The organism is Roseovarius lutimaris, from assembly GCF_900115165.1.
Classification (GTDB): domain Bacteria; phylum Pseudomonadota; class Alphaproteobacteria; order Rhodobacterales; family Rhodobacteraceae; genus Roseovarius; species Roseovarius lutimaris.
In genome coordinates this window covers 11,466-28,658 of record NZ_FOVP01000015.1, presented here as the reverse complement: position 1 = coordinate 28,658, position 17,193 = coordinate 11,466, and the positions used below count along the sequence as shown (strand labels likewise).

General features: G+C 62.3%; 14 protein-coding genes. 7 read left to right on the top strand and 7 right to left on the bottom strand.

The genetic code is table 11. From position 1 onward, the window contains the following. Window positions 1–49: 49 nt before the first annotated feature. A complete protein-coding gene (locus BMZ91_RS13555; protein ID WP_092839903.1) occupies window positions 50–1,417 on the bottom strand; it encodes an oligosaccharide flippase family protein in 1,368 nt (455 codons plus the stop codon). Window positions 1,418–1,510: 93 nt separating this feature from the next. Continuing rightward, window positions 1,511–2,356 (bottom strand): glycosyltransferase family 2 protein, encoded by an 846-nt coding sequence (locus tag BMZ91_RS13550; protein WP_425441577.1) that lies wholly within the window; start codon window positions 2,354–2,356, stop codon window positions 1,511–1,513. A gap of 96 nt (window positions 2,357–2,452) precedes the next feature. Between BMZ91_RS13550 and epsE the strand changes: the two genes are divergently transcribed. Then, entirely contained in the window at window positions 2,453–3,688 is a 1,236-nt protein-coding gene (gene epsE, locus BMZ91_RS13545) for an exopolysaccharide biosynthesis GT4 family glycosyltransferase EpsE (protein ID WP_092839897.1), read from the top strand. On the opposite strand, the gene BMZ91_RS13540 is transcribed toward epsE, so the two are convergent. Then, window positions 3,672–6,578 carry a calcium-binding protein gene (locus BMZ91_RS13540; RefSeq protein WP_245736382.1) on the bottom strand — a complete coding sequence of 969 codons (2,907 nt, stop codon included), beginning with the start codon at window positions 6,576–6,578 and terminating at the stop codon, window positions 3,672–3,674. The two genes, epsE and BMZ91_RS13540, sit on opposite strands and share 17 nt — an antisense overlap. Before the next feature lie 187 nt (window positions 6,579–6,765). Here BMZ91_RS13540 and BMZ91_RS13535 point away from each other — a divergent pair, with 187 nt between their 5' ends. After that, entirely contained in the window at window positions 6,766–7,263 is a 498-nt protein-coding gene (locus BMZ91_RS13535) for a L,D-transpeptidase family protein (RefSeq protein WP_092839894.1), read from the top strand. On the opposite strand, the gene BMZ91_RS13530 is transcribed toward BMZ91_RS13535, so the two are convergent. Continuing rightward, window positions 7,260–7,913, bottom strand: a complete 654-nt coding sequence (locus BMZ91_RS13530) for a YggS family pyridoxal phosphate-dependent enzyme (RefSeq protein WP_092839891.1) — start codon at window positions 7,911–7,913, stop codon at window positions 7,260–7,262. The genes BMZ91_RS13535 and BMZ91_RS13530 overlap by 4 nt on opposite strands. 143 nt (window positions 7,914–8,056) lie before the next feature. On the opposite strand from BMZ91_RS13530, the gene BMZ91_RS13525 reads away from it, so the two are divergent. Then, window positions 8,057–8,536: a DUF3576 domain-containing protein gene (locus BMZ91_RS13525; protein WP_092839888.1), complete on the top strand. Its 480-nt coding sequence runs from the start codon at window positions 8,057–8,059 to the stop codon at window positions 8,534–8,536. 68 nt (window positions 8,537–8,604) lie between these two features. On the opposite strand, the gene BMZ91_RS13520 is transcribed toward BMZ91_RS13525, so the two are convergent. Beyond that, window positions 8,605–9,849 carry a glycosyltransferase gene (locus BMZ91_RS13520; RefSeq protein ID WP_092839885.1) on the bottom strand — a complete coding sequence of 415 codons (1,245 nt, stop codon included), beginning with the start codon at window positions 9,847–9,849 and terminating at the stop codon, window positions 8,605–8,607. 151 nt (window positions 9,850–10,000) lie between these two features. Here BMZ91_RS13520 and leuS point away from each other — a divergent pair, with 151 nt between their 5' ends. The 4 genes from leuS (at window position 10,001) to BMZ91_RS13500 (ending at window position 14,725) form a co-directional block, all read left to right on the top strand. Further along, window positions 10,001–12,562 (top strand): leucine--tRNA ligase, encoded by a 2,562-nt coding sequence (leuS, locus tag BMZ91_RS13515; protein WP_092839882.1) that lies wholly within the window; start codon window positions 10,001–10,003, stop codon window positions 12,560–12,562. Further along, window positions 12,549–13,040 carry an LPS assembly lipoprotein LptE gene (gene lptE / locus BMZ91_RS13510; protein WP_092839880.1) on the top strand — a complete coding sequence of 164 codons (492 nt, stop codon included), beginning with the start codon at window positions 12,549–12,551 and terminating at the stop codon, window positions 13,038–13,040. Before leuS ends, lptE begins: the two co-directional genes overlap by 14 nt. Continuing rightward, window positions 13,037–14,065, top strand: a complete 1,029-nt coding sequence (gene holA, locus BMZ91_RS13505; RefSeq protein ID WP_092839877.1) for a DNA polymerase III subunit delta — start codon at window positions 13,037–13,039, stop codon at window positions 14,063–14,065. The genes lptE and holA overlap by 4 nt, the downstream gene beginning before the upstream one ends. A gap of 72 nt (window positions 14,066–14,137) precedes the next feature. Further along, window positions 14,138–14,725 (top strand): glutathione S-transferase family protein, encoded by a 588-nt coding sequence (locus tag BMZ91_RS13500; protein ID WP_092839874.1) that lies wholly within the window; start codon window positions 14,138–14,140, stop codon window positions 14,723–14,725. Here the strand turns inward: BMZ91_RS13500 and BMZ91_RS13495 are convergent. Next, window positions 14,701–15,873 carry a TIGR03862 family flavoprotein gene (locus BMZ91_RS13495; protein ID WP_092839871.1) on the bottom strand — a complete coding sequence of 391 codons (1,173 nt, stop codon included), beginning with the start codon at window positions 15,871–15,873 and terminating at the stop codon, window positions 14,701–14,703. The genes BMZ91_RS13500 and BMZ91_RS13495 overlap by 25 nt on opposite strands. Then, window positions 15,870–17,186 carry a mechanosensitive ion channel family protein gene (locus BMZ91_RS13490; RefSeq protein WP_092839868.1) on the bottom strand — a complete coding sequence of 439 codons (1,317 nt, stop codon included), beginning with the start codon at window positions 17,184–17,186 and terminating at the stop codon, window positions 15,870–15,872. The genes BMZ91_RS13495 and BMZ91_RS13490 overlap by 4 nt, the downstream gene beginning before the upstream one ends. Window positions 17,187–17,193 lie beyond the last annotated feature (7 nt).

Genomic DNA, 17,193 nt, shown 5'->3' with positions numbered 1-17,193 from the left:
TGGGGCAACTCCTTGGCAATACCATAGTTTTTGTCTCCCGCTCTGTGCGCTACCACCCCGAGGCGCGGGCCAGTTCGCTGACCGCGTCAAGATTGACCTTGATTGCCAGAACGCCGATCCCAAGCCCGACAAGCGCCATCAGCGCATCATGCAAGGGGTCCCAGGCCCGCATCCGGCGCGCCAGCCAGACCACCACCGGATAGGCAAAAAGCATGGCAACGCCATAACTTATCAGTGCCCCCATAAGGCCGCCCCACTCAAGGCCAAGAATAAGCGCGGCGATCATCACCACGGCTTTGGCCAGCGTCAGGATGAAAAAGCGGCGCGAATCCCCGGCGGCAAGCGAGGCCTGATCATAGGTCATCACGATGATCTGCGGGATCTGCATGATCGCCATCATGACCACCACCGCGCCTGCCATTTCATAACGATCATCATACATCACCCCGACAAGCCAGCCCCCCAAAAGCGCAAACAGCGCCGCAAGCGCCAAAAGCGCAAGGCTGACGGCAAAGCGCATCTGGCGCAGCTTGGCAAAGTTCTCGGGGCTCTCGCCGGGGGGCAATTCACGGTAAATCGGGATCAGCAACCGCCAGGTCAGCATGTTGCCCAGAAGCATCGGGAAAGAGGCCAGGAAAAAGCCGATATTATAGACCCCGAACACCGAGAAACTAAGGTATTTCCCAAGGATAAGCTTATCCGCCTGATTGAACAGAAAACCACAAATCGTGCTCAGGAAAATCCATTTTCCAAAGGTGACAAGCTCTTGCGCGGCGGGCTTTTCCCACATGATCCGGTTGCGTAGGCCGGGCAGGAACACCCAGTAGAGCACCAGCCCCACAAGCGCGCTGACCAGGCCCGAAATCACCAGCGCCCAGACCGATTGCAGCCACCAGGCAAGCCCCACAGCGGCCAGAATGCCCGCAATCTGCACGGCAAAATCAATCGCCGTCACCCGGCCAAAGCGCAAATGCCGCTTGGCACTGTCAAGCCGCGTCGGGTTAAACCCGGTGATCAGCAAAGACAGCCCCGCCACCGGCAAAAGCTGGAGCAGGAGGGGAGCGTCGTAAATCTGCGCCACCGGCCAGGCGAGGGCACAGGCCGCCAGCCACAGGCCAAGCCCGCGCATCATCTGAATGGTCCAGGCGGTGTTCAGGAAATCCGGGTCGTCGCCGCGTTTGCTCTGCATGATTGCCGGGCTGACGCCAACGTCAGAGAATTGCATCAGGCCCTGAATGATCACGCTGACAATCGCCATGATGCCAAAGGCCTCGGGAAACAAAAGCCGCGCCAGAACAAGGTTCGAGGCAAGTCTGAGCACCTGAGAGCCGCCAAAACCGGCCACGGTCAGCGCCGAAGAACGCATCGCCCGAGCCAAAAGCCCGTCCCCTGAGAAAACCTGCGTTACAACGCGCACTCTAAACCCCGTGTTAACCTTTATGGCGGCACCAAACTGATTTGCCCCAGCATTACGGCAGTTTTGCGGAGAATCCATTGAAATCGCAGGGCATTAGCGCCCACGTGTCCATTCGTCGCTGCCTTTGCCCATGCGCACGGCAAGGGCGACGGCGACATAGGCCAGAAACGCCAAAGGCGCGCGCAGCGCGGCACCGATGATCCAAGAGCGCCCCGAGGGGCGCCTGTCGTCATTGGCCAGAAGCGCCGGATAGGCCCGCGCGAGCTCATTTACGCCGCGATCCTGCCTGCGGCGCACTTTGACCAATGCGCCAAAGCCCTCGACGATGGGCCAGCGATACCCGGCCCTGACCGCGACGCGTTCCTCGGGGGCAAAGTTGAGCCGTGCAAAGGTGTCATCCGAGATGATCACGGGCCAATCTCCCCACCGCGCCCGCCCGGCGCGGTTCATGGCGAAAAAACCGCATCCCGGCACGCCGTGGTGAAAGAACGGCACCTGACGGTAAAACCGCGCGTAGAGGCGGCTAAAGGCGTTGTGCGGCGGCGGGATGATCACCTGCCCGCTGGCATAACCGGGGGCGCTGCCGACCAGAGCCTGCGCGATCTGTCCCAGCAAGGGGGGCGCGATTTCTACATCGGCGTCAAGGTAGGCAAGGATCGTGCCGCCCGCCACCCGCTCGCCTGCATTGAGCGCGCCGGGCTTGCTACCCTCAGCCAGATCAAGGACCTGCATCCTCCAGCCGCGGGCCTCTGCGGCGGTGCGCCGGGTTTCGGCCTCGGCCAGGGTGGTGTCGGTGCAGCCATTGGCGACGACGATCACCTCGACCCCGCCCCCGGCCCACTCCGAGGCCAAAAGCGCGTCAAGGCAGGGCCCGATCAACCCCGCCTCGTTATGGGCGGGGATGATGACGCTAAGCGTGGGTTCGGCGTGATCCGTCACCAGAGGGGTTCCAATTCTTTTGCGAGCAAATCTTATGCGCCCGCGCGGCCTGTGCTAAGCCCTTATTTAGAAAACCTTTCAAAAGCGAAATAGCAGATGCCCGAAACCCCGACGATAAAACAGGATGCGCCGCTGAAACTTGGCTATCTCGTGCCACAGTTTCCGGGCCAGACGCATATCTTTTTCTGGCGCGAGCTGGCCGATCTGGCGCGGCTTGGGGTCGAGGTCACGCTATTCAGCACCCGCCCGCCGCCGCCGGGGCTTATCTCGCATGACTGGTCGGCCGAGGCGATGGCGCGCACCACCTATCTTGGTGAAATTGCGCCGGGTCCGGCGCTTGGCGGCATGCTTCATGCGCCATGGCGCGATATTCTGGGCGAGGGCGGCGGCAAGGCGTTTTTACGCGACGCTCTGATCTGTCTGCCCGCTGCGCGCCGCTTGATGGCCGAGTGCCGGGCGCGCGGGATTGATCATGTGCACGCCCATTCCTGTGGTCGCGCCGCGCTGATCTGTGCCTTGGCCCGGCGGATGGGCGGGCCGGGCTATAGCCTGACCTTGCACGGGCCCTTGTCGGATTATGGCCCCGGTCAGCGGTTCAAATGGCGCCATGCCGACTTTGCCACCATCATCACCCGCAAATTGCTGGCCGAGGCCGAGGCGGTGCTTGGGCCCGACCTGCCGCGCGATGTGATGATTCAGCCGATGGGCGTCGATACGGAGGATTTCAAGCGCACAACGCCATACGCTCCGCCCAAACCCGGCGCGCCGTTGCGGCTTTTTGCTTGTGGGCGGCTCAATGTAGTTAAGGGCCATCAGGATTTGCTGACGGCGGTGCGCCTGTTGCTTGACCGTGGCATTGAGGTAGAGCTTGATATCGCGGGCGAGGATGATGCCGGCGGCGCGGGCTATCATCAAACTCTTCAGGCGCACCTTGAAACGCTTGGCCTTGGCCAGAACGCCCGCCTTCTGGGCGCGATAAGTGCCGCCGAGGTGCGCCGCCATCTGCTGGCGGCGGATGTCTTTGTGCTGGCAAGCTGGCACGAACCGCTTGGCGTCGCCTATATGGAGGCGATGGCCTGTGGCGTGCCGACCATCGGTACCGATGCGGGCGGCGTGCGAGAGCTGATCACCGATGGGCGCGACGGCATGCTTGTGCCCCCGAAAGAGCCGGAAAGGCTGGCCGATGCAATTGCCGCTCTGGCCGCCGATCCCGGGCTTTGCGCGGCTTTGTCAAAGGCGGGTCGACAAAAGGTTGTGGATCAGTTCCGCTCGTCTTTGGGCGCCGACGCGTTGATCAAAGGCATGCGGCGCGCGCTTAGATCAGATCGTTAATGGCAAATTCCGCGCCCGGCTCGGCAGTAAATGTCACTGCCTCGATCGCCACAAGCGTGACCTCGCCCTCGGGGCCTTTCAGGATCACGCGCGGGCCATCGCGTCGGCTTGTGTAATCGGCGTGCGCGCCGCTCAGGATCGCAAGATCATGCCCCGCCCCGCCATGCAGCCGGTCATTGCCGCCATGCCCGTGGAGGATGTCATCGCCCGCCCCGCCCAACAGGATATCGGCCTTGGCGGTGCCATTCAGCATTGCGCCGCTGTCACCTGCCCGTCGCGTCAGGCCTTGCAAAAACGTGCCTGACGCGCGGGCGGCGGCCCAACCCGGGGCGGTCTGATTGGCGCGCATCAAGGCATCCCAGCGGGGGTTGGTGTCGTTGAGATGGCGCAGCGCGCCCCAGCTTCCCCATTTTGAAGGCGCGGCAACATCGACAAAGGCATTGAACAGGGTGCCGCCCGCCTCTGACCATCCCGCCAGCAGGTCGTCATAAAGCGCGCCCATCTGCGGGCTGTAATTGAATGCGGTAAAAAAGCCGGTCAGCGCCTCGTTATCCACCGCCGCGCCATGGCCGGTCACATGGCTGCCGCCTTCATACATCACAAGGCGCAGGTTGTGGCGGTGGGCCGCTTCGGCGTGATAGGGCAAAAGCTCCTGCATCAGCTCGCGAAACGATCCCTGCCGCAGACTTGCCGCCGCCAGATCATAGGCCAGATCGCTTGCATGGGCGGCAAGATACGCCTCGCGCGCGGCGCCTGATAACCCCATCTCGACGGTCTTTGCCTCGGCCACCGCGCGGCTTGCCGCGATCCATGACATCACGCGCTCAACCGTGTCCTCACCGCCGAGATCATGGCCGAAATAGCCGGTGACACCATAGGCATCGAACGCCTCGGCAGGGGGGAGCTTCAGCTGCCCGGCCTTGATCGCCAAAGGCGCCTGCAACAGCGGCTCTTCCAGACCGGGCCAGCCGGTATGGGTGGCCGCCACCATGATCAGACGCGCCTTGGCTGCATCGCCAAACACCTCGCGCCAGATCGCCGACATTTGCGCGCCGCGCAGGCCGGTGTATTGAATCCAGCCATCCTCGCCCGCCTCTTCGCCCCAAAGGGCGGTTGCGGCGTCGCGGGCCCAGACCGCCTGTGGAAAGATGAAATTCCAGACCTCGTTCGAATATTCCACATGCGCGCGCAGGTTGGGGTCAAGGTGGTCGCGGACATATTCGGCGAAGGCGCGCATATAACCGTCATCGGCGGCGTGGGGCATGTTGAACCACGGATCGGCCCCGACCTCATTGGCAAGCGCCACCATTACCTCGACCGGAACACCGCGCCAGACATAGCTCGCATCGCTTGGCGTCGGGCGATCCTGCCATGCGGTCTGAACCGAGCCATTGGTGAACATCCAGTCCATGAACCGCAACAGGCGCATATCGGCGATGCGATCGAGCCAGAGCGGGTTGAAGATCACGCCGAGGTCAAACAACGCCAGTTGATCCTCGCGCACAATTGTGATGTTGCGCAGCGGATCGTCGGGATCGGTTTTCAGCAAGCTAAGCGCGACCGGCCCGTCGCCGGGGGTGACATCAAAGCGCACCTCGCGCAGGCGGTAGTTATAGCGCAGGTTATCGGCGCGCCCGGTCACCCGGATCACGCCTTCACCCTCATAGCGCAACAGGTAACGGCCATTGAGATGGCTGGCGCCGGTCGGCTGGTCGGTCAGAATAAACGCCTCAAGCGCCCGCGCGCCCTCGGGGATTGCCAGTGGCCAGCCATTGGCGTCAAGATATCCGCCCGCTTGCAGCGCCTCGGTGCTAAACGCGCCCCATTGGTCGTCGCTATGGCCGATCCAGGGGCGGGCGGTTTTCATCACGTCAAGAAAGGGATGCTGGCTTGACCAGTCGGATATGCCATTCAGACCCATGCCAAGGCTTGGGTTCTGCACCCCGATGCCGGGCAGGACGGCGCTTGCCGTCTTTGGGTCTGCGTCGGCAGGAGCAGCATTTGCCTGCTCGGCGTTCAGTCCGAGCGCCTTTGATATCTCGTCAACGATCTGCGGATAGTTTTCGCGCACCAGCGGGTGCAATGTGTCGGGCAGGGCAAAATCCCTGGGCGGGGGGGCCTCGTAAAACGCGCCATAGGTGACGAGGGCGGCGAGGAAATACAGCGTATCGGTGCCATGCGGCGCATTGTCGGTGAATAGCGCCTCGACGGGCATATCGGCCAAAAGCCCGGTTTGCAGGCCCGACAAGATCGACGAGATCGGAATCAAGGTCACATCCACACCGGGCCGCGCGGCGCGCAACGCCGCGACATAGTCGTCATACCAGTCGCGATACGCGCCCGTTGCATGGGCATGCCAACGCCGTAAACCCCGCTTTGAGGGCGGAAAATTGCGGGCAAATCCGGCCATATCGGGCCAGCCTTCATAAATCATCACCCGCGCGCCGGGCCAGGCCTCCTGGGTCCAGTCCAGCACCTTGAGTGTGGCGGAAAGCGGGCTTTGGGCGTCGGTATTTTCACCCTCATAGGGCGCATCGGGCGCCTGATACTGAATGAAATTCGCGGGGTTGATCATCACCGTGTCAAACCCGGCACCGGCACGCGGCGCGCCCGCCGATTTGACGCCGGGAAAGGACCAGTTCGGCTTGGGCGGTAGCCTGGCAAAATCACGCAGAAAGCCCCATTGACCCGCCGTCGCGAAAGACTTGCCATCTGCGCGCGCCAATTGGGCGAGCCAATAGGGCACCGCGGTGCCGGGGCTGTCGCTGAGGTGATTGATCAGGCTATTGCCGAAAATATAGCTTTTGACGCTGTCACGCTCGGCCAGGGCCGGGGCGGCGCCCGCCGTCAGCACGGCGAGCCCGGTCAGCAAAATCCGTATCCAGTGCATGTTGTTCCAAAGCCCCCACAAACCCCTACCTGGGGCAATATAGCGGCAGTGGCTGTGCCTTGCCACAGTCGGTATCGCCCGAGGCAGGCAGGGGTTTTGAGTATTTTTGGAAAGATGAAAGATAGCCCTGCGAAAAACAGCTCTGTCGCGGCTTTCCCTGAGGTGCGATTTCCGACAAAATGGCGGGATGACGCCTGATGATCTTGTTCTGAGTCCGCTTGGCCTGCGCTTTCGCGGGGCGCGCTATCCCTGTAGCATCGGGCGAGGCGGAATCTCGGCGCGAAAGCGCGAGGGCGACGGGGCGACGCCGGTCGGGGTGCATCGGATTGTCGGCATGATATATCGGCCTGATCGCATGGTCCGCCCTGCCGATTGGGCGGTGCCAATCCGGCCCGGCGATCTTTGGTCGGATGATCCGGGCGATGGCGATTACAACAGGATGGTGCGCGCCCCCTATCGCCATAGCCACGAGGCGCTGCGCCGGGGTGACCCTCTCTATGATCTTGTGTTGGTGACCGACTGGAACTGGCCCTATGCCGTGCCGGGGCGGGGGTCGTGCATCTTTATCCATCGCTGGCGGCGACCGGGGTATCCGACGGCGGGATGTATAGGCCTGCGCCCCGATCACCTGCGCCGGATTGCCGGGAAGATCACCTGTGGGTCGCGGTTGATCGTCAAGGGCTAGCCGTGCTCGCGTTCGCCAAAGATCGCGCTTCCGACGCGGATATGTGTCGCGCCAAGAGCGATGGCGCGCTCAAAATCGCCGCTCATGCCCATCGACAGGCCGCTTATCCCGTTGCGCGCCGCCATTTTCGCCAGCAGCGCGAAATGCAGGCTGGGTTCTTCATCGACCGGCGGGATGCACATCAGGCCCTTGACCGGCAGATCAAGCGCGCGGCATTCGGCCACAAAGCTATCGATGTCGCCCGGCAGAACGCCGGCCTTCTGGTCTTCTTCGCCGGTGTTGACCTGAAGAAACAGATCGGGGCAATGACCGACCTCTTGTGCCAGCCGGGCGATGGTGCGGGCCAGTTTCGGGCGGTCGACCGAGTGGATCGCCTGAAACAGATCAAAGGCCTGACGCGTCTTGTTGGTCTGGAGCGGGCCGATAAGATGCAGGTCGATCCCGTCAAAACGTTCGCGAAAGCCGGGCCATTTGCCGGCCGCCTCTTGCACCCGGTTCTCGCCAAAGCAGCGCTGGCCCTGGGTCAGCACCGCCTCGACCCGCGCATCGGGCTGCACCTTGGAAACGGCAATCAGGGTGACGCAACCCGGCGCGCGCCCTGCATCGGTTTCGGCTTTGCGCATGCGGTCTTTGATCTCGCTCAGGCCCACGGGTCATTTCCTTTCAGAAGTGGCGGTGTTTTACCCATGCCACAGCCCTCGGGGCGGGCACAAGTCCACGCAAGCCTGTCAAACGCCTTGCCCCTCTGGCCCAGCTTGGATAGTAGGGAAGAGAAACAGTGTCGGACGGTGCCATGATCAAATCCCGTATGAATATTGCTGGCCTTTGTGTGGCTTGCCTTGTGCTTTTGGCCGGATGCGGTGGCGTCAAGGATGCAAGGCTTGACCCGGATGCCATGACCGTCAAAGGCGGGCGTGAGGCCAGGCGGCAAGGCGATGGCAGCTCGGTTTTTGATGTCTTCAAGGGGGCCAAGGATGAGGTCCAGGTAAACCGCTTTCTCTGGACGGCGACGCTTCAGGTGCTCGATTTCCTGCCTGTTGAGGCCGCAGATCCGTTTACAGGTGTGATTTCAACCGGTTATGGTACACCTCCGGGGGGTGGTCAGGCCTATCGTGCCACCGTGTTGATCAGTGATCCGGCGCTGGATGCACGGTCTCTGAACGTGGCGCTGCAATCGCGGGGCGGACCGGTCAGCGCCGCCACCGAGCGCGCGGTTGAGGATGCGATCCTGAGCCGGGCGCGTCAGTTGCGGATCAACGCGGCGCGGTTCTGATCCTGAGCGGGCACGCCGGGGCGCTTCCCCGGTGTGGCGTGTCGGGGCAGTCGCAAGCCGGTCCTCGGCTAGAGCGGCTGGTCCATCACATCACCGACCCAAGCGACCTGTCGCGGCAGGCAGATGGTTTGAAGATCATAGCGCGCGCGGATCATCGCACGTGCCGTTTCCCCCAAACGCCTGCGCGCCGCATCGTCATCAAGCAGATCGCAGACCTGATCGACCAGGGCATCACCGTCAAAGAAATCGACAAGCCGCCCGGTTTCATCATCACGGATCACCTCGCGCACCGGTTCAGTATCGCCCGCGACGATTGCCGCACCACAGCTCATCGCCTCAAGCAGGCTCCAGCTCAGGACAAACGGATAGGTGAGATAGACGTGGACGCGGGTGACCTGAAGCAGGCGCAGGAACTGATCATAGGGGATGCGCCCCAGGAACCGGACCCGCGCCCAATCGGCATCTGAAATCTGATCGCGCACCTCGTCGATGAAAATCTGTTTCCAGGTCTTTCCCTTGGGCGCGCGCGCGCCATAGCTTACCTCGTCGCCGCCCACGACAAGCACGGTCGCATTCGGGCGTTCGCGCAAAAGCCGGGGCAGGGCGCGCATGAAAATGTGATAGCCGCGATAAGGTTCCAGATTGCGGTTCACAAAGGTGATTACCTCATCCTTGCGGGTGACGTCGCATTGCCCGTCGATCGTCAGGCGCACATCCGGATCAGGACAGGCCTGAACCGTGTTGATTCCATCATGGCTTAGGGTGATGCGCTCGCGGAAGGGGGCGGGAAAGGTATTGGCCTGAAACGCTGTCGGGCTGATGCCGGCATGGGCAAAGTCGAAATGCAGATGATTGTTGAGGTTCTTGAGCCGAATGCGCAGCGGCTCGGTCTCGGGGGATTTGCTGGCAAATTCAGGGTCAAAGTCAAGATGCGGAAAGCCGGCGTGATGATAAAGCTCGCAATAAAGCCCCATCCGCGCTTTTGGCCAGACATCGCGCAGAAACATCGATTCGCCCCAGCCGGGATGCGCAAGAATAAGATCCGGTTCAAACCCCGCGTCGCGTATTTTGCAGGCCGCGCGATAGCAGGCCTCGCCGCGCGTGACCTTGGTATCCAGATCGACAAGCCAGGGGTGCAGTTTCTGACCATCGCGATCCGGCAGGGCATAGGGCAGAACCCGCACCCCTTGCCAGTCGGTCGGCTTTTTCACCCGCAGGGTCAAAGCCACGCATTGATGGCCCTGTCGCGCCAAAAGCGGGGCCAGATGTTTGTATTGTCCGGGGAAATTCTGATGGATAAAAAGGATTTTCATGAATTCTGCCGCTGCCTCTGTCGTTCGGGTGTTATAATGTGGCTGTTGCACGCTGCAAAGCCCCGCATTTTTGGCCCTAACCACTGGACCCGCGCGCAGCGAGCGCCTATCACCGCCCCAACACCGTGATCACAGATAAGGGGCGCCGTCCATGTCGCGCTATTCAGCCGCTGAAATCGAAGCGAAATGGCAACAGGCCTGGGATCGGGCCGGTATTTTCAAAGCCACCCGCGAGGGCGACAAGCCGAAATACTATGTGCTGGAAATGTTCCCCTATCCGTCGGGGCGCATCCACATGGGCCATGTGCGCAACTATACCATGGGCGATGTGGTCGCGCGCTATAAGATCGCGACCGGGCATAACGTCCTGCACCCGATGGGCTGGGATGCGTTTGGCATGCCGGCCGAAAACGCCGCGATGGCGAGCGGCGGTCATCCCAAGGACTGGACCTATGGCAACATCGCCGACATGCGCGCCCAGATGAAGCCGCTCGGTCTCAGCATTGACTGGAGCCGCGAATTCGCGACCTGCGATCCGGAATATTACGGCCAGCAACAGGCGCTGTTCCTCGATATGCTGGCCGAGGGGCTGGTTTATCGCAAGAACGCCGTGGTCAACTGGGATCCGGTCGATATGACCGTTCTGGCCAATGAACAGGTGATTGACGGCAAGGGCTGGCGCTCGGGCGCCGAGGTCGAGCGGCGCGAGCTGACGCAGTGGTTTTTCCGGATTTCGGACATGGCCGAAGAATTGCTTGAGGCGCTTGACGGGCTTGAAAACTGGCCTGCCAAGGTGCGCCTGATGCAGGAAAACTGGATTGGAAAATCGCGCGGGCTTCAGTTTGCCTTTGGCCTGAATGAGGGCCCCGACGGGCACGACCGGGTTGAGGTCTATACCACCCGCCCTGATACATTGATGGGGGCGTCTTTTGTCGGCATTTCGCCTGATCATCCGCTTGCCAAGACGCTTGAGCGCGACAACCCGGATGTGGCCGCCTTCTGTGTCGAGGCCCGCAAGGGTGGCACCACCGCCGAGGCCATCGAAAAGGCCGAAAAGATGGGTTTCGACACCGGGCTGCGCGCGCGCCATCCGTTCGACACATCTTGTGAATTGCCGGTCTATATCGCCAATTTCATCCTGATGGACTATGGCACCGGGGCGATTTTCGGCTGTCCGGCGCATGATCAGCGCGACTTTGAATTTGCCACCAAATATGGCCTGCCGATCATCCCGGTGTTCGAGCCGGTCGAGGCCACGGACGAGCCGCTGACCGAGGCCTTTGTGCCACCGAAATCCGAGAAAACCCGCTTTGTGCGCGGCTTTGCCGGCGACGAAGTGCAGACCGGCGATGCGGCGGTCAATGCCGCGATTGAGTTCTGCGAGCAGAATGGCGTCGGGCAGGGCGTGACCAAGTTCCGCCTGCGCGATTGGGGCCTGTCGCGTCAGCGTTACTGGGGCTGTCCGATTCCGGTGGTGCATTGCGAGACCTGCGGCGTGGTGCCCGAGAAGAAAGAGAACCTTCCGGTCCAGTTGCCCTATGACGAGGATGGCACGCCGATTGATTTCGGGGTTCCCGGCAACCCGCTTGACCGCCACCCCACATGGCGCGATTGCACCTGTCCTGCCTGTGGCGCGCCCGCGACCCGCGAAACCGACACGATGGATACCTTTGTCGATAGCTCGTGGTATTACGCGCGCTTCACCGCGCCGCATGCCGCGACGCCGACCGATCTGGCCGAGGCCGAATATTGGATGAACGTCGATCAGTATATCGGCGGCATCGAACACGCGATCCTGCACCTGCTTTATTCGCGCTTCTTTGCCCGCGCGATGCAGATCACCGGCCATCTGCCGAAAAAGGCGATTGAGCCGTTCAATGCGCTGTTCACCCAAGGCATGGTGACGCATGAAATTTACCAGACCAGTGATGCCAAGGGTCGCCCGGTCTATCACCTGCCCGAAGACGTCAGCGACGGCAAGCTGGCTGATGGCACGCCGGTCGAGATCATTCCTTCGGCGAAAATGTCGAAATCCAAGAAAAACGTCGTTGATCCGGCCAGCATCATCGCCGCCTATGGCGCCGATACCGCGCGCTGGTTCGTGCTGAGCGATAGCCCGCCCGAGCGCGATGTGGAATGGACCGCCTCGGGCGCCGAGGCGGCCTCGAAACACCTTGCCCGCGTCTGGCGCATTGCCTCCGAGGTCGCCAACGCCCCCGAGACGGCCACGCCAGAGGCCGACGAGGCCCTCTTGCGCGAAATGCACAAGGCCATCGACGAGGTCACCAAAGGCGTTGAATCCTTTGGCTTTAACGCCGCCATCGCCCGGCTTTACGCCTTTACCAACACGCTTGCGCGCTCAACTGCGGGCAAGGCGGCCAAGACCGAAGCCAGCCTTACGTTGGCCCAGCTTATGTCACCGATGACGCCGCATCTTGCCGAAGATATCTGGGCGATGCTGGCGGGCACGGGGCTTGTCGCGACCGCGCCCTGGCCGCTGGCAGATCCGGCGATGCTGGTGGATGAAAACATCACTCTGCCGATCCAGATCAACGGCAAGCGGCGCGCCGAGATCAGCGTGCCGCATGATATGCCGAAGTCGGAGGTTGAAAAAGTCGCGTTGGCCCATGATGCTGTGATCAAGGCGCTGGATGGGGCCCAGCCCAGGAAAATCATCGTCGTCCCCGGACGGATCGTGAATGTTGTCATTTAACCGCCGCCATCTGCTTTTGCTTGGGGCCGCTGCGCTTGGGGCCTGCGGGTTCACCCCGGCCTATGCACCGGGCGGGACGGGCGATGCCCTTCGCGGGCAAGTCGAGGTCGATGCGCCCAACTCCCGCGCGGGATATCTTCTGACGCGTGCGCTTGAGGATCGCTTTGGGCGAACCTCTGCGGCGCGATATGGGCTTAGCTATGGCATTGATCTGCGACAGGATTCGATTGCGATCAGCGCCAGCAACGTGGCCACCCGCTTCAACATGCTGGGCACGGTGACCTATGCCCTGCGCGATCTTGAAACCGGGGCGGTTGTAACCTCGGGCAAGGTTGACAGCTTTACTAGCTATTCCGCCGCGGGCACGCCGGTTGCCACCCTCGCCGCCGAACGCGACGCGGAAACGCGCCTGATGAACATTCTCAGCGAACAGATAAGCACCCGCCTTCTGGCCGCCGCGCCAGAACCGGCGCAATGAAGCTTTCGCCCCGCGATGCGCCGCGCTATTTTACGCGGCCCGAACCGGGGCGCACCGGCCTGTTGATCTATGGCCCCGATGCCATGCGCATCGCCCTTAAACGGCAAGAGGTGATTGCCGCCCTGATCGGCCCCACCGGCGAAGAGGAAATGCGCCTGACCCGCATGTCGGCGGGCGATCTGCGCAAGGACCCGGCCCTGTTGCTGGATGCGATCAAGGCGCAGGGGTTTTTCCCCGGCCCCCGTGTCGCCTTTGTCGAGGATGCGACCGAGGTGCTGTCGGCGCCGATTCTCGCCGCCCTTGCCGATTGGCAAGAGGGCGACGCCCAGATCATCGTAAGCGCCAATCAACTCAAGGCGACCTCGAAACTGCGCAAGGCGTTCGAGGCGCATGCAAACGCCTATGCCGTCGGAATTTACGACGATCCGCCGTCGCGCGCCGATATCGAGGCCGCGCTCGCCAAGGCCGGGCTAGGCAATGTCGGCTCGGGTGCGATGACCGATCTTACCGCGCTTGCGCAGGATATTGATCCCGGCGACTTCCGCCAGACCATGGAAAAGCTGGCGCTCTACAAACTCGGCGATGACACGGCGGTGACGGCCGATGACATCACCGCCTGCGCGCCAGCCTCGACCGAGGCCGATCTTGATGACGTGCTCAATATCGTCGCCGAGGGCCGCTCGCCCGAAATCGGCCCGGTGATGCGCCGCCTCAAGGCGCAGGGCGCACAGCCGGTGACGCTTTGTATCGGTGCCACCCGCCATTTTCGGGCGCTTTACACGGCGGCCTCTGATCCCGGCGGTGCGGCGCAGGGTATTGGCCGCATGCGCCCGCCGATCTTTGGCCCGCGTCGTGACCGTATGCTGCGTCAGGCGCAGGGCTGGGGCGCGCCAAAGCTTGAGCAGGCGCTGACGATCCTGACCGATACCGATCTGCAATTGCGCTCGGCCGGGCAACGCGCGCCGGGCATGGCCCTTGTCGAGCGCGCGTTGATCCGTCTGGCGATGCTGGCGGCAATGCGCTAGGCGCTATGGCATTGCACCTGCCCGCCGTTTGGGCGAAGTTGCGCCAACTATTCATAACAGGGATATATCGTAATGTATGACGTCATCGGCACCCGCGCCAGCCGCGCCTTTCGCGTGCTTTGGATGCTAGAAGAACTTGGTCAGGAGTATACCCACATCCCGGCCGCCCCCCGCTCGGAAGAGGCGCTTGCCGCCAATCCGTCGGGCAAGATTCCGGCGCTGCGCGATGGCGATGCGGTGCTGACCGATTCCGCCGCGATCATGACCTTTCTGGCCGACAAGCATCGCGCGCTGACCAATGCGCCCGGCACCATTGCACGCGCCCGTCAGGATGCGTTCACCCACCAGATTCTGGATGATATCGACGGCGTTCTCTGGGCCGCGGCACGTCACAGCTTTATCCTGCCCGAAGAACAGCGCGTGCCTGAGGTCAAGGATTCGCTCAAATGGGAATATGCCCGCAATATCGCGCGCCTGTCCGACGCCCTTGAGGGGCCGTTTCTGATGGGCGAAGAGATGACTGTTCCGGATATGCTTTTGACCCATTGCTTGGGCTGGGCGCAAAAGGCGGGCTTTCCCGATGCAGGTGAGAAACTGAACGCTTACGCGGCGGCCATCATGGCGCGCCCGGCGTTTCAAAAGGCGGCTGCTTTGCCCTGATAGGCAGCGGCGTGGCGCCCGGCCCAACGCCCGGTCGAGAGGCAAGCGGTCAACAGATATCCACCTGTCGGCGCCTCCCAGTCAAGCATCTCTCCGGCGGCAAAAACGCCGGGGCGGTGGCGGATCATCAAGCCCTCGTCGAGGGCCTCGAACCGCAGACCGCCAGCGGTTGAAATCGCCTCATCCATTGGGCGCATACCGCTGAGACGGATGGGCAGGGCTTTCAGCGGCTTTGCCGGGTGATCGGGCAGGGGGCGGCCAAATTCCATCAACAGCGCCTGTTTCACCGGATCAAGCTTAAGCGCCTTGCGCAGCCGGTTTTGCAGGCTGTCGCGGCCTCGGGCCTTGTTCAATCTGTCGGCGATCTGGGCCTCTGTCATATCGGGCAAGAGATCAAGCACAAGCGGCGCGCCGCTCCGCAGCGCGGCGCTGACCTCATAAATCCCGCCGCCCTCTATCCCGCTTGCGGATATGACAAATTCGCCGCGTGATCGCTGTGATCCAGCGCCAAGCGCGACGCCTTTGACAGGCCGCCCGAAATGGCGTGCCATATGGTCGGACCACTCCACCAGAACCCCCATGTTTGCAGGTCGAAATGCGGCGATGTCGTTGGGGTCGAGGTGTTTGGCCCAGGCCCCGTCCGATCCGAGCCGGGCCCAGCTTGCCCCGCCACATGCCAGAACCGTCACATCCGGAGTAAGCCGTTGCACCCCCTCGGGCGTGTCAAACACATAGCCCGCATCCCAGCCCGCCCAGGACCAGCGGGTGCGGATATCAACCCCGGCATCCCGCAGCTGATTTAGCCAGGCGCGCAATAGCGGCGAGGCCTTCATCGCGCGCGGGAAAACCCGCCCTGTGGTGCCGGTAAAAAGATCCTGCCCAAGGTCGCGCGCCCACGCCTGCACCGCCTCTGGCCCAAACTCGGCCAGCATCGGGCGCAGGTTGGGGGCGGCCGCGCCGTAAGCGGCCAGAAAAGCGCCGAACTCTTCCGCCTTGGTCAGGTTCAACCCCGATTTCCCTGCCATCAGGAACTTGCGACCGACCGACGGTTTGGCCTCGGCCACCACAACCCGGTGCCCGGCGCGCGCAAGCTCGCCTGCTGCCATAAGCCCCGCAGGCCCGGCGCCGATGACAAGCGCCCCTGTCATGACGGCGGGTTGACCCCTTTGTGATGCACGACGCGCTGCGGATAAGGGATTTCGATAGTATTGGCCTTGAGAACGTTCCAGATTGCGAACAATACGTCAGAGCGGTATTTTCCGGTCAGATCCTCTATCCCCTCGACCCAGTATTCCACGCTGAACTCCACGCCGCTATCGGCAAAGGCCTTCAGTTCGCATTCAGGGCCTTCGGGCTCTTGCAGGATAAAGGGAAGCTGGCGCACGGCGGCCTCGACCATCTCGGGAATGAGGTTGATATCGGTCTCATAGCTCACCGAAAACGCTGCCTCATAGCGATGGCGCGTGCCGGCATCGGAATAATTCACCACCCGGCTGGTGATGAAATCCTCATTTGGCACGACGATCCAGCGCCCGTCGATGGTTTCCAGAATGGCGGCGCGGGCGGTCATTTTAAAGATCGTGCCCTCTTCGCCATTGTCCAGCACGACGTAATCGCCAACCGTGGTCTGGCCCTCAAGCAACAGAATAACACCCGAGACGAAATTCGCCGCGATCTGTTGCAGGCCAAGTCCGATGCCGACGCCAAGCGCACCGCCCAACACGGCGATTGCCGTCAGGTCGATGCCCATGATCGACATCAGCAACAGGAAGGCCGCACCGAAGATCACGATCTGGCTGGCCTTCATTGCCAGTTCCCGCGTGGCGGGGCGCAACTCCTCCTGGCGTTTGATGTAATCCTCGGATTGGGTGTGCGACCAGCGCCCGAGCCAGAACAAGAGCGCGCCAGAGACCGCGCCGCGGATCAGCGCAAGGAGGGAAAAGCTGATATTGCCAAGATTGACCGAAATCGCCGCAAGCCTGGCATTGGCGACCTCAAGGAGACCGAAGAGATACAGAATGGCAACCGGCATAAGGACAAACCGTCCCAGCATGCGCAGGAACGGGTCGCTCAGAATGTCACGCACGAAAAGCCGCGCGGCGAGAAACAGGAACAGGCGCTTGCCAAAGGCAATCACCTCGCCCGAGCCAAAGATCGAGCGGGTCACACTCTCGCCGATCCCGGTCAACCCATAGGCCAGAAGCGGCATCAACAGCGGCAGAAAGATCAGCACAGAGCGCCGCGCCGAGGCGAGGATGTTGTCCTGCCCTGCGGGTGGCGTCAAAAGACGGGTCAGGCCAGGGGCCAGGCGACGGCTGATCAGCACGGCCAAAAGATAGGCGGCAACCAAAAGCGCGAACTGCGACCATGCGGCGGGGCTTAGCAGCCAGCCCTGGGCCATCTCCCACCCTTCAAGGGCATATCCCATCGCCTGGGTGATAATTTCTGGCTGCCCGTCCATCACATAC

Excerpts from the sequence above, each read along its gene's own strand:
- epsE (WP_092839897.1), top strand. The coding sequence starts at position 2,453 with ATGCCCGAAACCCCGACGATAAAACAGGATGCGCCGCTGAAACTTGGC.
- BMZ91_RS13540 (WP_245736382.1), bottom strand. The coding sequence starts at position 6,578 with ATGCACTGGATACGGATTTTGCTGACCGGGCTCGCCGTGCTGACGGCG.
- BMZ91_RS13535 (WP_092839894.1), top strand. The coding sequence starts at position 6,766 with ATGACGCCTGATGATCTTGTTCTGAGTCCGCTTGGCCTGCGCTTTCGC.
- BMZ91_RS13525 (WP_092839888.1), top strand. The coding sequence starts at position 8,057 with ATGATCAAATCCCGTATGAATATTGCTGGCCTTTGTGTGGCTTGCCTT.
- BMZ91_RS13520 (WP_092839885.1), bottom strand. The coding sequence starts at position 9,849 with ATGAAAATCCTTTTTATCCATCAGAATTTCCCCGGACAATACAAACAT.
- leuS (WP_092839882.1), top strand. The coding sequence starts at position 10,001 with ATGTCGCGCTATTCAGCCGCTGAAATCGAAGCGAAATGGCAACAGGCC.
- lptE (WP_092839880.1), top strand. The coding sequence starts at position 12,549 with ATGTTGTCATTTAACCGCCGCCATCTGCTTTTGCTTGGGGCCGCTGCG.
- holA (WP_092839877.1), top strand. The coding sequence starts at position 13,037 with ATGAAGCTTTCGCCCCGCGATGCGCCGCGCTATTTTACGCGGCCCGAA.
- BMZ91_RS13500 (WP_092839874.1), top strand. The coding sequence starts at position 14,138 with ATGTATGACGTCATCGGCACCCGCGCCAGCCGCGCCTTTCGCGTGCTT.
- BMZ91_RS13495 (WP_092839871.1), bottom strand. The coding sequence starts at position 15,873 with ATGACAGGGGCGCTTGTCATCGGCGCCGGGCCTGCGGGGCTTATGGCA.
- BMZ91_RS13490 (WP_092839868.1), bottom strand. The coding sequence starts at position 17,186 with ATGGACGGGCAGCCAGAAATTATCACCCAGGCGATGGGATATGCCCTT.